Origin of the sequence: Pantoea sp. SOD02 (genome assembly GCF_024707505.1) — a bacterium.
Lineage (GTDB): Bacteria > Pseudomonadota > Gammaproteobacteria > Enterobacterales > Enterobacteriaceae > Pantoea > Pantoea symbiotica.
Window position 1 is genome coordinate 638054 of the sequence record NZ_CP102604.1, and the last position, 14045, is coordinate 652098.

The following is a 14045-nucleotide window of genomic DNA, read 5'->3' on the forward strand; positions in this document are numbered from 1 at the left end:
AGGCCGGGCGTCATCAGAAGCCGAGGGACTCCAGCAGGTCATCCACCTGTTCCTGAGAAGCGGCAATGCCTTCAGCGGTAGCATTGATTTGTGGGCCATTCTTCAGATGATCATCGCCGTTTACTGCACGTGCTTCGCGTTCACCCATGTTCTCAACCAATACGCTAATCAGCTCGGTTTCCACCGTGGTGATCACTACCATCAGGCTTTGCAGCACCTGACCAGTGAGATCCTGGAAATCCTGCGCCATCATGATTTCGGTTAGCTGGCGATTGGTTTGCTGGGTCATTTCTGGCACCTGATGCAGAAATGCGCGGGTCTCTTTCACTAGCTCACGCGCCTCTTCCAGCGGTTGCGGATCGGCAAACCAGGCGTCCCAACGTTCGCTTAATGCACCAGCGTTCTCGCTCATTGCATCCTGCAACGGACGCGCCACTTCCACGCTGGTCAGCGCGCGATCGGCGGCTTGTGAGGTTTTACCGACGACATAGTTGAGGCGATCGCGGGTATTCGGAAAGGCATCTGCCACTTCCATGATCGCCTGTTCCAGGCCGAGATTTGCCATGCTGTCACGCAGTAAGCGCGTCAGTTGACCAATACGCAGAAACAGATCTTTGGGGTTATCCGTCTGCAAATTTAATTCTGGAGCCATTGTTATCACCCGAGTTTTTCAAAAATTTTGCCGAGCTTCTCTTCCAGCGTGGCGGCAGTAAAAGGTTTGACGATGTAGCCGTTAGCGCCGGCTTGTGCCGCAGCAATGATGTTTTCGCGTTTAGCTTCAGCGGTCACCATCAGCACCGGCAACTTTGCCATTACGCTGTCTGCACGAATGGTTTTCAGCAGTTCGAGGCCATCGATGTTCGGCATGTTCCAGTCACTGACCACGAAATCGAACTCGGCTGCGCGCAGCTTGTTCAGCGCATCCTGACCATCTTCGGCTTCTTCAATGTTCTTGTAGCCCAGGTCTTGTAGCAGGTTACGTACAATGCGTCGCATGGTGGCAAAGTCATCCACCACCAGAAAACGCAGGTTTTTATCCGACATGTAAGTTGTCTCCAATACGTCGTTAATCTTAAGTTTTTGATTTGTTACTGCTAAAACTCTCCAGCAAACGCTGGCTAATATGATCCAGATCCACCACGTCGCATGCTGCGCCTAATGCAATGGCTTCACGCGGCATGCCAAACACCACGCAGGTGGCTTCACTTTGCGCGAGGGTGTAAGCACCGGCCTGACGCATCGTCAGCAAACCGCGAGCGCCATCGCTGCCCATGCCGGTGAGAATGGCGGCGCTGGCATGTTTACCGGCTTGCTGGGCGACCGAAGCAAACAGCACGTCCACCGAGGGACGATGGCGATTAACCGGTATGGCATCGCTGAGCTGAACTTCGTAACCTTTGCCGCGACGCACCACTGACATATGCAAATCGCCTGGCGCAATCAGCGCACAGCCGGCTTGCACCGCATCGCCATCCTGCGCTTCGCGTACTGAAATCTGACACAGCGAATCCATACGCTGTGCAAAGGAGCGCGTGAAGCCCGCAGGCATGTGCTGCGCGATAACAATCCCAGGACAGTTAAGCGGCATCGGTTTCAGCACACGGCGTAAGGCTTCAGTGCCGCCAGTCGATGAGCCAATCGCAATCAGGCTCGACTGGTCGGCTTTGATATTGCTCTGCGCCAGTTTGGTGGCAGGCGCACTGCCGTGGCGGTTGATTTTGGCTTTGGCGGCAATACGGATTTTTTCCGCGAGCTGTGCGCCCCAAAGTTGTAAATCGCTGGCAATGTGGTTTTCCGGCTTAGCTAAAAAATCCACCGCGCCATGTTCCAGTGCAGCCAATGTGGCGCTGGAACCCCGCTGCGTCAGAGATGAGATCATGATCACCGGCATCGGGCGCAGTCGCATTAAGCGTGAGAGAAACTCCAGCCCATCCATGCGCGGCATATCAATATCCAGCGTCAATACATCTGGATTGAGCTTTTTTATCAGTTCTCGGGCAATCAGCGGATCCGGGGCCGTTGCCACCATTTCCATGTCTGGTTGCTGATTGATCACTGCGCTGAGCATATTGCGCATCAGCGCAGAGTCATCCACCGCCAGAACGCGTATCCGGTTCAACGCGAGGTCTCCGTCAGTTCGTACACCGACTGTCCGCGCAGGCGCAGCGGCAGATTCGGGGAAGTGAAGTGTTCTGAATGGCCAACGAACAGCAGACCGCCTGGCTTTAACATGCGGGCAAAGCGCTGCAGCAGTTTGAGCTGCGTGGCCGTATCGAAGTAAATCATCACGTTGCGACAAAAAATGGCATCAAAGGGATCGGGTACAGACCAGCGTGCATCAAGCAAATTCAGTTGCTGATAATGAATGCTGGCCAGCAATTCCCGTTTCACTTTGACGCGCTCGCTGTTCTCTCCCGATCCACGTAAAAAATAGTGGCGCTTCTGCATCAGCGTCAGCGCACTGAGATCGCTGAGACGGTAGACGCCCGCTTCGGCTTTGCTCAGAACCTCGGTATCAATGTCCGAAGCCCAGATGCGCGGGCCGGCAACGGTGGCACCCAAGGCTTCATCCAGCGTGATCGCGATCGAACAAGGTTCTTCGCCCGTCGATGCCGCAGTGCACCACACGCGATAACCGTCGGCGCGCTGGCGTGCATGTTCCGCCAGAATTGGAAAATGGTACGACTCGCGAAAAAATGACGTCAGGTTGGTGGTAAGTGCATTGATGAACGTCTGCCACTCGGGATGTTCCGGATTTGACTCCAGAATCGCGGCGTACTCGCTAAAACTGCTCAATGCTAATTCGCGTACGCGGCGTGAAAGACGATTGAAAATCATCTCTCGCTTCTGCGCATTTACCACAATACCGGCGCGTCGATAGATCAATTTCCCGAAACGCTCTAATTCGTTATCCGTAAGAGATAACGTATTCCGTAATAAGCGCGCAGAAGTGGAGTTAATTTCGTTCATAGAATGAAATCAGGCCTTATACCGGAGTATTCATTATTTCTTGATAAGCACTGATCATCTTATTACGCGCCTGCATGCCAAAGGTGAAGGAAATAGAAGATTTCTGCATGGAGAGCATCACATCATTGAGGCCGATATCACTGCTACCGGACATCCACTGCTGCGTCATATTCTTTGCATCAAGTTGGGTTTTATTTATTTCGCTAATGCTATTAAGTAACGCATCAGAGAATGATGGCGCATTCTCGGCTGCACCAGATTTTACGCGAGATTGCCCAGAGGCTTGCTGCGCCTGGGTTTGAATCTGATCGAGCACGCCGCGCATTAATGTAGCTGACATTATTCACTTCCTGGATTAACGAAGGAAATGCGCAATTCAATTGCACATCTTTTAAACGCCGACAGCTTAACACGCGGGTAAATAGGGCAGAAAATGCGATAAGCGAACAGAAGTTCGGGCTTATTTATGCTTAAAATTTGTCGCATTCAGCTGATAATGGCTGCCTGAAAATTCCTCTTGAATTTGATTCGTAGATATCTGTCGGGCAATTGCATCGGCGGACGCGCATTAATGGTGCGTGCTATTTCTTACAGGATAACGGCATGAGTGCCACATTAAATGGTCTAAATAACAACCCGACAGAGCGAATTAAATCCGCGATGTCATCACTTCGTTCAAGCCCGAAGATAATATTGGCTTTTGTCGCTGCGGCGGCATTGTCAGTGATCATCGCGCTGATGTTTTGGGCTAAAGAGCCAGGCTATCGCGTGCTGTTCAGCAATATCAGTGATGAAGATGGCGGTGCGATTGTGGCACAGCTGACTCAGCTGAACGTGCCTTACCGCATCGACACGCCGGGCGGCATCATTATGGTGCCGGAAGCGCAGGTGCATGAAGCGCGAATGAAGCTGGCACAGCAAGGTTTACCGAAAGGTGGATCGGTGGGCTTCGAACTGCTGGATCAGGAAAAGTTCGGCGTCAGCCAGTTCAGTGAGCAGATCAACTACCAGCGTGCGCTGGAAGGGGAATTGTCACGCACTATTGAGAATTTGGGGCCAATCCAGACGGCCCGCGTGCATTTGGCGGTGCCGAAGCCTTCAATGTTTGTGCGCGATCAAAAGCAGCCAACCGCATCGGTGACGGTGAATTTGATTCAGGGACGCACGCTGGATGAAGGGCAGGTAGTCGCGATTACGCACCTGATCTCCAGTGCCGTGACGGGTCTGTCAGCCGAGAATGTCACCATTGTCGATCAGCGCGGCAATTTGCTGACGCAAGGCGGTGTTCGCGGTCTGCAAACCTCACAGCTCAAGTACACCAACGAGATTGAAAGCGACTACCAACAGCGTATTCAGCGCATTTTGGCGCCGCTAGTGGGTGACAGCAATGTGCGTGCACAGGTGACAGCGCAGATTGATTTTACTCAGCTTGAACAGACACAAGAGCAGTACCAGCCCAATTCCGATCCGCAAAAAATGGCCATTCGCAGCCGTCAGGCGAGTTCAGCTGAGCAGGGTAACTCACGCGGTGCTGGCGGCGTACCGGGCGCGTTGACCAATCAACCGCCGACGCCCGCCACTGCACCGATGACGCAACCGCTGCAAAAAGCGGGCGATGCGAACGCAAAAACCAGTGCGACTGGTAACACAGCAGCGCGCGACAGCGGTCAGCCGTTTAACAACCGCAGCGACGAAACCACCAATTTTGAAGTGGATCGCACTTTAACCCACACCAAATCCAACATGGGGCGGATTGAACGCCTGTCCGTCGCGGTGGTGATTAACCATCTGCCGCAGGGCGAAGAGGGCAAAACCGGCCCGATGAACGACGCTGAGCTGGCGCGTATCAATACCTTGGTTAAAGAGGCGATTGGTTACAGCGACAGGCGCGGTGATAGCGTCAATATCCTCAACTCACCGTTTAACGGCGTGATTGAAGAACCGCTTCCGCCATTCTGGGAACAGGATCGCTTCTATGCGCTGATGATGTCGATTGCCCGTTATTTGGTGATTGCGATTATCGCCTGGGTAATGTGGCGCAAATTGGTTCAGCCGGCATGGATTCGCCATCAGGAAACCAGCCTGCGTAAGCTGGAGATGGAAAAAGAGGCACGCGAGCTGCAACTGGCCGAGAAGAAACGCGCCTCCGAGAAAGATGCCCGTGCACGCGCTCAGCAGCGTGAAGATACCGACCTCAACTCGCAACAGCTGCGTGAACTGGCTGAACAGGAACCACGTGTTATTGCCCTGGTTATCCGTCAGTGGATGAATAAGGAGCACAAATCATGAATGCCGCAGATAAAAGCGCCATCGTAATGCTGACGTTAGGCGACGAACTGGCTGCTGAAGTGTTTAAACACCTGAATGCTCACGAGGTGAAGCAGATCAGTAGCTCAATGGTCAACATGGCGGGTTTCACGCATGACCAGATGGCTAGCGTGTTGCAGGAGTTTAAAAACGACTCCACCGAATATGCCGCACTGAGCATGAACACTAACGATTACCTGCGCAGCGTACTGATCAAGGCGTTGGGCGAAGAGCGCGCCTCGTCACTGCTGGAAGATCTGCTGGATACGCACCAAGGCACCAACGGCATCGAAACGCTCAACTTTATGGATCCACAAGCGGTGTTTGATCTGATCCGCGAAGAGCATCCACAGATCATCGCCACCATTCTGGTCCATCTGAAACGTAACCAGGCGGCCGATGTGTTGGGCAAATTTGAAGATCGTGAACGTAACGACATCATGCTGCGTATTGCCACCTTTGGTGGCGTACAGCCGGCGGCGCTGCAGGAGCTGACAGAAGTACTCAATAACTTGCTGCATGGCCAAAACCTCAAGCGCAGCAAAATGGGTGGTGTCCGTCCAGCGGCCGAGATCCTTAACCTGATGAAATCGCAGCAGGAAGAGTCGGCGATTGATGCGGTTCGTGAGTTTGATGGCGAACTGGCACAGAAAATTATCGATGAGATGTTCCTGTTCGAAAACCTGGTCGAAGTCGAGGATCGCAGCATCCAGCGTCTGTTGCAGGAAGTGGAAACCGAGACACTTATCGTGGCGCTGAAAGGGGCCAACGAGGAGCTACGTCAGAAGTTCTTCTTCAACATGTCGCGCCGTCAGGCGGATCTGATGACCGAAGATTTGGCATCACGTGGTCCGGTGCGCTTGTCACAAGTGGAAGCGGAACAGAAAACCATCCTCAATATCGTGCGTCGTTTGGCGGAAGCGGGCGAGATCATTATCGGAGGCAGCGACGATGCCTACGTTTGATAATTCCAGCGCACCACAATGGCGTAGCTGGCAGCCAGACAACTTGCTGAGCGAAGCGGTGGAAGCGCCGCTGCCGAGCCTGGACAACGCGCAATCGGACGAGCAACTCAAAGCCGAGCTGGCACGTCTGCGTAAACAAGCCGCGCAGCAAGGTTTTAACCAGGGTTTAACGCGCGGTGAGGAAGAGGGACGCAAACAAGGTTTCGAAGTGGGCGTACGTGAAGGCCGTGAAGCCGGTTTGACCAAAGGCATGCAGGAAGCGCAGGCACAACAGCAAGCTTTGCTGCGTCAGGCAGAGCTCTGGATCAGCAACTTTAAGTTGGCAGTGGAGAACCTCGACAGCCTGATTCCTGGCCGGTTGGTGCAACTCTCGCTGACTGCCGTCCAGCAACTGTATGGCAGCATCCACATGGCTGATAACACCGCGCTGGTTAAACAGATTCGCAGCCTGATGAAACAGGATGCGCTGCTGCACGGTACTATTCAGCTCTATGTGCATCCTGATGAGCGCGCGCAACTGGCGCAAGCGCTGGGTGAAACCCTCACGCAGGTTGGCTGGGAGCTGCACAGCGATGCGCAGCTGGCGCCGGGCGGTTGTCGAGTGGTGTCACCGGATGTGGAGTTTGATGCCAGCATGGAGACGCGCTGGCAGGCGCTGTGTCAGCTGGCTCGCGAGGAACTATCACAATGAGCCAGCAGTTAAAGGGCTGGTTACAGGCGCTGGATCGAGTGGAAGAGAAGCTCGGCGAAATGCCCGCCTTTCGCCAGTACGGCAAATTGACGCGTGCCACCGGTTTGGTGATGGAAGCGGTCGGGCTGAAATTGCCGATCGGTTCGCTGTGTATCGTTGAACGTCAAACCAGCAAAGGCATCGCGCAAGTTGAGAGTGAAGTGGTGGGCTTTAACGGTCAGACGCTCTATTTAATGCCGCTGGAACACGTGGACGGCATTCTGCCCGGCGCGCGCGTTTATGCGCCAGATGCAGATTGCAGCGACGGTAAACAACTGCCGGTTGGGCCGCATTTGCTGGGACGCGTGCTGGATGCGCAGGGTCGCCCATTGGATGGTCGTGCACCGCCGGGCAAACCGGCGGCGGGCCTGTTTACACCCACCTTAAACCCGTTGCATCGCGATCCGATTAAGAACGTGCTCGACGTCGGCGTACGTGCCATCAACGGTTTACTCACGGTTGGACGTGGTCAACGAATGGGGTTGTTCGCCGGTTCTGGCGTCGGGAAGAGTGTGTTACTCGGCATGATGGCACGCTTCACCACTGCGGATGTGATTGTGGTGGGATTGATTGGCGAGCGTGGTCGCGAAGTTAAAGACTTTATTGAAAACATACTCGGTGAAGCCGGACGTGAACGTGCGGTGGTGATTGCCGCACCAGCCGATGTGTCACCGATTCTGCGCATGCAGGGCGCGGTGTATGCCACACGTATTGCAGAGGATTTTCGCGATCGTGGTTTGAACGTGCTGTTGATTATGGATTCACTGACGCGCTATGCCATGGCACAGCGTGAAGTGGCGCTGGCTATTGGTGAACCGCCGGCCACCAAAGGCTATCCGCCTTCGGTCTTCGCCCGCTTACCTGCGCTGGTGGAGCGCACCGGTAACGGCATGCCTGGTGGCGGATCGATCACGGCATTTTATACCGTGCTGACCGAAGGGGATGATCAGCAGGATCCGATCGCCGATTCGGCGCGTGCGATTCTTGATGGCCACATTGTGCTGTCGCGCCGTTTGGCAGAATCAGGCCATTATCCGGCGATCGATATCGAAGCGTCCATTAGTCGTGCGATGACGGAACTGATCCCGCATGCGCAGTACCGCAAGGTACAGCGGTTTAAACAGATGCTTTCCGCCTATCAACGCAACCGCGATCTCATCAGCGTTGGCGCCTATGTGAAGGGCAGCGATCCGTTACTTGATCAGGCGATCAACCACTTCCCCGCACTGGAAGCCTTTCTACATCAGGCAATTCATGAATCTGCTCCGTATGAGTCGGCAATCGCTGGTTTGTCTCAACTGTTCCCTGACATGACGGAATAACGTGATGAAAGTGAAAAACCCGATGGCGATGCTGCGCGATATGGCGGAGGAGAAGCTCACTGAAACCACGCGCGCGCTGGGTAGCGTGCAACAAAGCCTGCAACAAGCGGTGAAGCAGCATGAACAATTGAAAGGTTACGAACAGGAATATCAGCGCTCTTTACGCCAGGGAATGATGGGCAAAGGAATGTCTGTGGCGGATTTGGTTAACCACCAGGCTTTTATCGTGTCGCTTAATCAAGTGGTGAAACAGCACGAAAACCACGTCAACAGTTGCGAACATGCAGTAAGTAAAACCAAAGCCAACTGGATGCATGACAAACGCAAGCTGAATGCTTTTGAGACGCTGATTGTACGACGTGAGAGCGCACAAGCTCTGGTCGAGAGCCGTCAGGAACAAAAGTTAATGGATGAGTTCGCTCAGCGCGCCGGGCAGAAAAGAGAGAGATTATGAACATTGATATCACGACTTTACTGGCGGGTGGCAAGGAGCTGCAGTCGACAGTGGGTAAGCTTACAGATAAAGAATTTGGCCTGACGCTGGATGAGAAGCTGGGTGATTTAGAGCAATTACTGGCCGCGTTGCATAGCGAATTATTACCGGACGTGGCAGCGGATGTTCCTCAGTTAGCGGCGCAACTGACTAATGCGCTGGTGTCTCAGCGAGAGCCGGAACTCGACGTCGAGGCGGATGAAGCCGCTCCAGCCGCACTGCTTGAGGTGTTGGGGGATGAAAATCCGCAATGGCAATTGCAGCAGTTGGTCGCAGGCGTCGTCTCTGGTCACGAGGGAAAAGCAGCTATCCCCGAGGCGAAAGGGACGGCAATCAATGCGCTGTTAGCGCCGCTTAATCAGAAAAAAAGTGCACCAGCTGCAGCTGAACAGCCGCTGGTGTTAACCAACAACATGATGAAACAGGGAAGTATTCCGCTGGCAACCTCCGTTCAACCTGTTGCTGTAGAGTCTGGATTATCCGTTGAAACGGCGTCACCGCAGCTGGTTACCGCCCCCGTCACGGTGAGCATGCGCCCGCTAGCCACGAGCAGTGTAATGCCAACCGCCAGTGTGCATTACCCGCCAGAAACGCCAGAGTGGAAGCAATCCGTTAGTCAGCATATCGCGATTTTTAGCCGCAATGGTTTGCATAACGCTGAGATCCGTTTGCATCCAGAAGAGTTAGGATCGCTACAAATCTCACTGCGTGTGCATCAGGATCAGGCGCAGGTACACATCGTGAGCGAACATGCGCTGGTCCGCCAGGCGATGGAGCATGCCATGCCGCAGCTGCGCACGGCGATGGCGGAAGCGGGTTTACAGCTGGGCCAGGCCAGCATAGGCGCCGATAACCCTTATGCCGATGCCAACGCACAAGGTGAACAACAGGGTGAAGCCGCACACGCGCAAGCGCAGCCGGAAGAATCAGGGCCAGAAGATGACATTGTGCCCACTTTATTAACATCTACACCTGGAAATATTTACGGAATTAACACCTTCGCCTGAAGTGCTGAATAAGCAACAGGAATGAAATTTGATCGCCTAATTATTCAGCATACCTTATGGACTACAATATGCGCCATATTATGAATGGCTGGACAATTTGACCTCCCCTTTATCACAGAGTTTATGAATCATGGGTAATAAAAAAACCAACGCCACGAAAAGTGGAGGGGGGCGCTCGCTCCTGACAATATTAATGTTTGTCTTCGCTGTTGCGGCTTGTGCAATGACTGGCTATTTAATTTGGGAACTTAAATTCTCGCCTGCCCGCACGGATGCCGTTGCTGCAACTGAGCAGGCTGAACCGAAGCCAGTCAAACCTGTTGATCCCCTTTATTTGTCGATGAACACCTTTACGGTGAGTTTGAAACCTACGGCAAATGAATCTGACCGTGTGCTGTTTTTAGGGTTGTCAGTACGTCTGGCCGATCAGCCATCATTATTAATGTTGGAAAAATATTTGCCAGAATACCGTAGCCGTCTCTTTATGTTACTCACTCAGCAGACCTATGAATCTTTATCTACGGATGCAGGTAAAAATCAGCTGATTGAGAATATTAAAACCGAACTCAGCAAACCTTTAGACGCTAATCAAGCCTTGCGTCCTTCCGATGTTCTCATTAATGAATTTATTCTGCGGTAATTATTATGGCTGATAGTTTTTTGTCTCAGGATGAAATCGATCGTTTGCTCAATGCGGATCAAGAGAGTAGCGAAGATTCACTCGGTGCCGGACCAGATGTGGGGATTAAACCTTATGATCCCCATACCCAGCGACGGGTAATTCGTGAGCGACTTCATTCGCTGGAAATCATCAACGAACGTTTCGCACGTCAGTTTCGTATGGGGCTGTTTAATCTGTTGCGTCGTAGTCCAGATATTACCGCGGGCAACATCAATATTCAGCCATATCACGAATTTGCGCGTAATTTACCGGTGCCAACCAATTTAAACTTGTTGCATCTCAATCCGTTACGCGGCACATCGCTGATGTCATTTTCGCCGGGATTGGTGTTTATGGCAGTAGATAACCTGTTCGGTGGCGATGGGCGTTTCCCGACCAAAGCCGATGGACGGGAATTTACACCGACAGAACAACGCGTGATTCATCGTATGTTGAGCATGGCGCGAGAAGCCTATGAGTTTGCCTGGAGCACCATTTATAAAATCAAAACGGAATATATCCGTTCTGAAATGCAGGTGAAGTTTACCAATATTACTTCTTCTCCCAATGATGTAGTGGTGACTACGCCATTTTCGGTAGAAATCGGTTCTCATCGCGGCGAATTTAATATTTGTATTCCGTTTAGCACCATCGAGCCATTGCGAGAGTTATTAAGTAATCCGCCAATGGATAACTCACGTTATGAAGATTCTAACTGGCGCGGTTTATTAGCCAGCCAGATGCGTGAGACGCAATTGGAGGTCGTTGCGCAGTTCTCAGATGTTGATACGCGGCTTTCCAATGTTATGCAGTTGAAAAAAGGCGATGTGCTATCGCTGGATAAACAAGAATTTATTGAAGCCTGTGTTGGCGGTGTGCCGGTATTCACCGCGAAATATGGCTCGGTCAACAACCAATATGCACTCAAGGTCGAACAGATGGTTCAGCCCGCATTATCATCATTAACTAAGGAGTAATTTCCCCATGAGCGATATGAATAACTCGTCGGGTTCAGACGATCAGTCCATCGATAATCTTTGGGGTGATGCGATGAGCGAGCAACACGCTGCGGGAAATACAGATAAAATGGCTGTTCCACAATTTTCTGAAGAGATGAACCTGATCCTTGATATCCCGGTAAAAATGACCGTGGAATTGGGGCGCACTAAGATGACGATCAAAGAGCTGCTGCGCCTCAGTCAGGGCTCGGTGGTCTCGCTGGATGGGTTAGCCGGTGAGCCGTTGGATATTCTGATCAATGGCTACTTGATTGCGCAGGGTGAAGTGGTTGTGGTATCCGACAAGTTTGGCATTCGCATCACCGACATTATTACGCCTTCAGAGCGTATGCATCGTCTGAGTCGCTAATGAACAGTTCTGCTCCCCTAATCTCAGCCCGCCAGGCCAGTGATACGCTGCCTTCTGATTCTCTGTTGATGACGGTGACCGGTGCGCTGGTGCTGGTGATTCTGCTGATGGTGACGCTGGCATGGCTGTTCCGCCGCAGCGGCCTGACACGCCGCCTCGCCGATAGCCAGGGTGCCATTCATCTGGTTGCCAGTAAATCGCTGGGTGCACGCGAGCGCGTGGTGCTGGTTGATATAGGTGAGCAGCGCTTAGTGTTGGGCGTAACCGCCACGCAGATCAACTGTTTGGCTACGCAAGCGCGCCCAATCGAAGAGGCGATTAGCGCAGCGTCAGCGGCCGCTACCTTCCCGGCGATACTGGAAACTTTGCGTCAGAAATACCGTAAGGATGCAAAGTGATGAAGATGCGTTATCTGGTCTTGACGCTGTTGATGATGCTGTTGCCTGCGGCCAGTGCATTCGCGGCCAACAGTGACATTGTGCTGGCGCGTCCAGCGGGAGAAGCAGGCTGGTCACTGCCGGTGCAAACGCTGGTGCTGCTGAGCGGCATGACGTTCATTCCCGGTGTGCTGCTGATGATGACCGGCTTTACTCGCATCGTCATCGTGCTGGGCCTGTTGCGTAATGCGATGGGCACGCCGACCGCGCCACCCAATCAGGTATTAGTCGGTTTGGCGCTGTTTCTGACTTTTTATGTGATGTCGCCGGTGTTCAACCAGATCTACGAAAAGGCCTGGCAACCGCTGCAAAACAACAGCATTACCATGGAAACCGCACTGGCAGAAGGTGTGAAGCCGCTGCGTGCTTTCATGCTGGATCAAACGCGTGAAAGCGATCTGGCGATGTTTGCCCGTATCGCTAAATCTGACGAGATGGAAGGTCCTGAAGCCGTCCCGCTGAGTATTCTGGTGCCGGCATTCGTCACCAGCGAATTGAAAACCGCGTTTCAGATTGGCTTCACCATTTTTATTCCTTTCCTGATTATCGATCTGGTGGTTGCCAGCATTTTGATGGCGCTGGGGATGATGATGGTGCCGCCCACCACCATCGCGCTGCCGTTTAAATTAATGCTGTTCGTGCTGGTAGACGGCTGGCAACTGCTGATGGGCTCGCTGGCCCAAAGCTTCTATAGCTGAGGAAGATCCGATGACACCCGAAAGCGTAATGGTGCTGGGCATGCAGGCAATTAAAGTCGGATTGATGATATCCGGGCCGCTGCTACTGGTGGCGCTGGCTACCGGTTTGATTATCAGCATCTTGCAGGCCGCTACACAGATAAACGAAATGACCATGACGTTCATCCCGAAAATCCTGATGATTGTCGGTGTTGGCGTGATTCTGGGGCCGTGGATGCTGAAGATTTTTATTGAGTACACCCGCGTTCTGTTCGCCAGCATCCCTTATGCGATTGGCTAATGGCGTTTGGCATCCCGCTTGAGCAGATCTCCGAGCAGATCAGCCACTATTTTCTGATCATGGTGCGTATTGCCGCACTGTTGCATGTCGCACCGATTTTTGGTGAGAAGGCGGTGAGTAAGCGTTTACGCGCCGCATTGGCCATGCTGATTGCGCTGCTGGTGGGCGCCAATGTGCCGGATGCACATATTGAGCTCTATACCTTGACAGGAGTCTGGGTAATGGCAAAGCAAGTGGTGATTGGCGCGGCGATGGGTTTGACCTTGCAGCTGCTGTTTGCTGCAGTGCGTCTCTCTGGCGAGATCATCGGCATGCAAATGGGCCTCTCCTTTGCCACTTTCTTTGATCCCGGTATGGGCAACAGTCCGGTGATCTCACGCTTCCTCAACCTGCTGGTGACGTTGTTGTTTTTAACCCTCAATGGTCACCTTTGGACGTTAGCGTTGCTCTCTGAAACATTCGATGCACTGCCGGTGAATGCTGATCCTTTGCATGCGGGTGGCTTCCTCTATCTGGTGAGCAGCGCTGGGCTCATTTTCAGTCAGGGTTTAATGCTGGGGCTGCCGATTATTGCCTTACTGTTATGTATCAATATGACGTTGGCCTTACTTAACCGCTTAACACCGCAGCTGTCGATTTTTGTCGTCGGTTTCCCTCTGACACTCAGTGTCGGCATGCTGGCGCTGTTCCTGATGGCACAAACTTTGCCGGTATTTTTCGAACGGCTGATGGCGAGCGGTTTCGATATGATCGCCCAACTTATCGCAGCATTGGCTTAGCACCCATGAGTGCCATGGATGCTAATGG

At 52.9% G+C, this 14045-nt stretch carries 18 protein-coding genes; 13 read left to right on the plus strand and 5 right to left on the minus strand.

The window, feature by feature from the left end:
- Positions 1-13: 13 nt before the first annotated feature.
- From cheZ to fliE, 5 genes are read right to left on the minus strand one after another with little or no spacing between them, the layout of a single operon-like run.
- Positions 14-652, minus strand: a complete 639-nt coding sequence (cheZ, locus tag NR302_RS02860) for a protein phosphatase CheZ (protein ID WP_258144494.1) — start codon at positions 650-652, stop codon at positions 14-16.
- Between the two features lie 5 nt (positions 653-657).
- Positions 658-1044 (minus strand): chemotaxis response regulator CheY, encoded by a 387-nt coding sequence (cheY, locus tag NR302_RS02865; protein WP_258144495.1) that lies wholly within the window; start codon positions 1042-1044, stop codon positions 658-660.
- Between the two features lie 28 nt (positions 1045-1072).
- Positions 1073-2119: a chemotaxis response regulator protein-glutamate methylesterase gene (locus NR302_RS02870; protein WP_258144497.1), complete on the minus strand. Its 1047-nt coding sequence runs from the start codon at positions 2117-2119 to the stop codon at positions 1073-1075.
- Complete coding sequence (locus NR302_RS02875; RefSeq protein ID WP_258144498.1) at positions 2116-2970, minus strand: CheR family methyltransferase; 855 nt, start codon at positions 2968-2970, stop codon at positions 2116-2118. The genes NR302_RS02870 and NR302_RS02875 overlap by 4 nt, the downstream gene beginning before the upstream one ends.
- A 16-nt stretch (positions 2971-2986) precedes the next feature.
- The gene (fliE, locus tag NR302_RS02880) at positions 2987-3310 is read right to left on the minus strand and encodes a flagellar hook-basal body complex protein FliE (protein ID WP_258144500.1); all 324 of its coding nucleotides are present in this window, start codon (positions 3308-3310) and stop codon (positions 2987-2989) included.
- Positions 3311-3573: 263 nt separating this feature from the next.
- On the opposite strand from fliE, the gene fliF reads away from it, so the two are divergent.
- From fliF to fliR, 13 genes are all read left to right on the plus strand, one after another.
- On the plus strand, positions 3574-5259 hold the full coding sequence (gene fliF / locus NR302_RS02885) for a flagellar basal-body MS-ring/collar protein FliF (RefSeq protein ID WP_258144501.1): 1686 nt from the start codon (positions 3574-3576) through the stop codon (positions 5257-5259).
- Positions 5256-6242 carry a flagellar motor switch protein FliG gene (gene fliG, locus NR302_RS02890; protein WP_258144502.1) on the plus strand — a complete coding sequence of 329 codons (987 nt, stop codon included), beginning with the start codon at positions 5256-5258 and terminating at the stop codon, positions 6240-6242. The genes fliF and fliG overlap by 4 nt, the downstream gene beginning before the upstream one ends.
- Positions 6229-6933, plus strand: a complete 705-nt coding sequence (locus tag NR302_RS02895) for a flagellar assembly protein FliH (RefSeq protein WP_258144503.1) — start codon at positions 6229-6231, stop codon at positions 6931-6933. Before fliG ends, NR302_RS02895 begins: the two co-directional genes overlap by 14 nt.
- Positions 6930-8294 (plus strand): flagellar protein export ATPase FliI, encoded by a 1365-nt coding sequence (fliI, locus tag NR302_RS02900; RefSeq protein ID WP_258144504.1) that lies wholly within the window; start codon positions 6930-6932, stop codon positions 8292-8294. The genes NR302_RS02895 and fliI overlap by 4 nt, the downstream gene beginning before the upstream one ends.
- Positions 8295-8298: 4 nt before the next feature.
- A complete protein-coding gene (gene fliJ / locus NR302_RS02905) occupies positions 8299-8748 on the plus strand; it encodes a flagellar export protein FliJ (RefSeq protein WP_258144506.1) in 450 nt (149 codons plus the stop codon).
- Entirely contained in the window at positions 8745-9794 is a 1050-nt protein-coding gene (locus tag NR302_RS02910) for a flagellar hook-length control protein FliK (RefSeq protein ID WP_258144507.1), read from the plus strand. Before fliJ ends, NR302_RS02910 begins: the two co-directional genes overlap by 4 nt.
- Positions 9795-9924: 130 nt before the next feature.
- Complete coding sequence (locus NR302_RS02915; RefSeq protein WP_258144508.1) at positions 9925-10434, plus strand: flagellar basal body-associated FliL family protein; 510 nt, start codon at positions 9925-9927, stop codon at positions 10432-10434.
- A 5-nt stretch (positions 10435-10439) separates the two neighbouring features.
- Entirely contained in the window at positions 10440-11432 is a 993-nt protein-coding gene (fliM, locus tag NR302_RS02920) for a flagellar motor switch protein FliM (RefSeq protein ID WP_258144509.1), read from the plus strand.
- Positions 11433-11439: 7 nt separating this feature from the next.
- Positions 11440-11823, plus strand: coding sequence for a flagellar motor switch protein FliN (gene fliN / locus NR302_RS02925; protein WP_258144511.1), 384 nt, complete (start codon positions 11440-11442; stop codon positions 11821-11823).
- Positions 11823-12221 (plus strand): flagellar biosynthetic protein FliO, encoded by a 399-nt coding sequence (gene fliO, locus NR302_RS02930; protein ID WP_258144512.1) that lies wholly within the window; start codon positions 11823-11825, stop codon positions 12219-12221. The genes fliN and fliO overlap by 1 nt, the downstream gene beginning before the upstream one ends.
- Positions 12221-12958, plus strand: a complete 738-nt coding sequence (gene fliP / locus NR302_RS02935) for a flagellar type III secretion system pore protein FliP (RefSeq protein WP_308713713.1) — start codon at positions 12221-12223, stop codon at positions 12956-12958. The genes fliO and fliP overlap by 1 nt, the downstream gene beginning before the upstream one ends.
- Before the next feature lie 10 nt (positions 12959-12968).
- Complete coding sequence (gene fliQ, locus NR302_RS02940) at positions 12969-13238, plus strand: flagellar biosynthesis protein FliQ (RefSeq protein ID WP_258144514.1); 270 nt, start codon at positions 12969-12971, stop codon at positions 13236-13238.
- A complete protein-coding gene (fliR, locus tag NR302_RS02945) occupies positions 13238-14017 on the plus strand; it encodes a flagellar biosynthetic protein FliR (protein WP_258144515.1) in 780 nt (259 codons plus the stop codon). Before fliQ ends, fliR begins: the two co-directional genes overlap by 1 nt.
- Positions 14018-14045 lie beyond the last annotated feature (28 nt).

What these genes read in the sequence shown, in the direction of transcription:
- fliE (WP_258144500.1), bottom strand. Translation starts at nt 3,310, where the DNA reads ATGTCAGCTACATTAATGCGCGGCGTGCTCGATCAGATTCAAACCCAG.
- fliP (WP_308713713.1), top strand. Translation starts at nt 12,221, where the DNA reads ATGAAGATGCGTTATCTGGTCTTGACGCTGTTGATGATGCTGTTGCCT.
- fliI (WP_258144504.1), top strand. Translation starts at nt 6,930, where the DNA reads ATGAGCCAGCAGTTAAAGGGCTGGTTACAGGCGCTGGATCGAGTGGAA.
- NR302_RS02910 (WP_258144507.1), top strand. Translation starts at nt 8,745, where the DNA reads ATGAACATTGATATCACGACTTTACTGGCGGGTGGCAAGGAGCTGCAG.
- NR302_RS02895 (WP_258144503.1), top strand. Translation starts at nt 6,229, where the DNA reads ATGCCTACGTTTGATAATTCCAGCGCACCACAATGGCGTAGCTGGCAG.
- NR302_RS02875 (WP_258144498.1), bottom strand. Translation starts at nt 2,970, where the DNA reads ATGAACGAAATTAACTCCACTTCTGCGCGCTTATTACGGAATACGTTA.
- fliG (WP_258144502.1), top strand. Translation starts at nt 5,256, where the DNA reads ATGAATGCCGCAGATAAAAGCGCCATCGTAATGCTGACGTTAGGCGAC.
- fliO (WP_258144512.1), top strand. Translation starts at nt 11,823, where the DNA reads ATGAACAGTTCTGCTCCCCTAATCTCAGCCCGCCAGGCCAGTGATACG.
- fliM (WP_258144509.1), top strand. Translation starts at nt 10,440, where the DNA reads ATGGCTGATAGTTTTTTGTCTCAGGATGAAATCGATCGTTTGCTCAAT.
- fliN (WP_258144511.1), top strand. Translation starts at nt 11,440, where the DNA reads ATGAGCGATATGAATAACTCGTCGGGTTCAGACGATCAGTCCATCGAT.
- fliJ (WP_258144506.1), top strand. Translation starts at nt 8,299, where the DNA reads ATGAAAGTGAAAAACCCGATGGCGATGCTGCGCGATATGGCGGAGGAG.
- fliQ (WP_258144514.1), top strand. Translation starts at nt 12,969, where the DNA reads ATGACACCCGAAAGCGTAATGGTGCTGGGCATGCAGGCAATTAAAGTC.
- fliF (WP_258144501.1), top strand. Translation starts at nt 3,574, where the DNA reads ATGAGTGCCACATTAAATGGTCTAAATAACAACCCGACAGAGCGAATT.
- cheZ (WP_258144494.1), bottom strand. Translation starts at nt 652, where the DNA reads ATGGCTCCAGAATTAAATTTGCAGACGGATAACCCCAAAGATCTGTTT.
- NR302_RS02915 (WP_258144508.1), top strand. Translation starts at nt 9,925, where the DNA reads ATGGGTAATAAAAAAACCAACGCCACGAAAAGTGGAGGGGGGCGCTCG.
- cheY (WP_258144495.1), bottom strand. Translation starts at nt 1,044, where the DNA reads ATGTCGGATAAAAACCTGCGTTTTCTGGTGGTGGATGACTTTGCCACC.
- fliR (WP_258144515.1), top strand. Translation starts at nt 13,238, where the DNA reads ATGGCGTTTGGCATCCCGCTTGAGCAGATCTCCGAGCAGATCAGCCAC.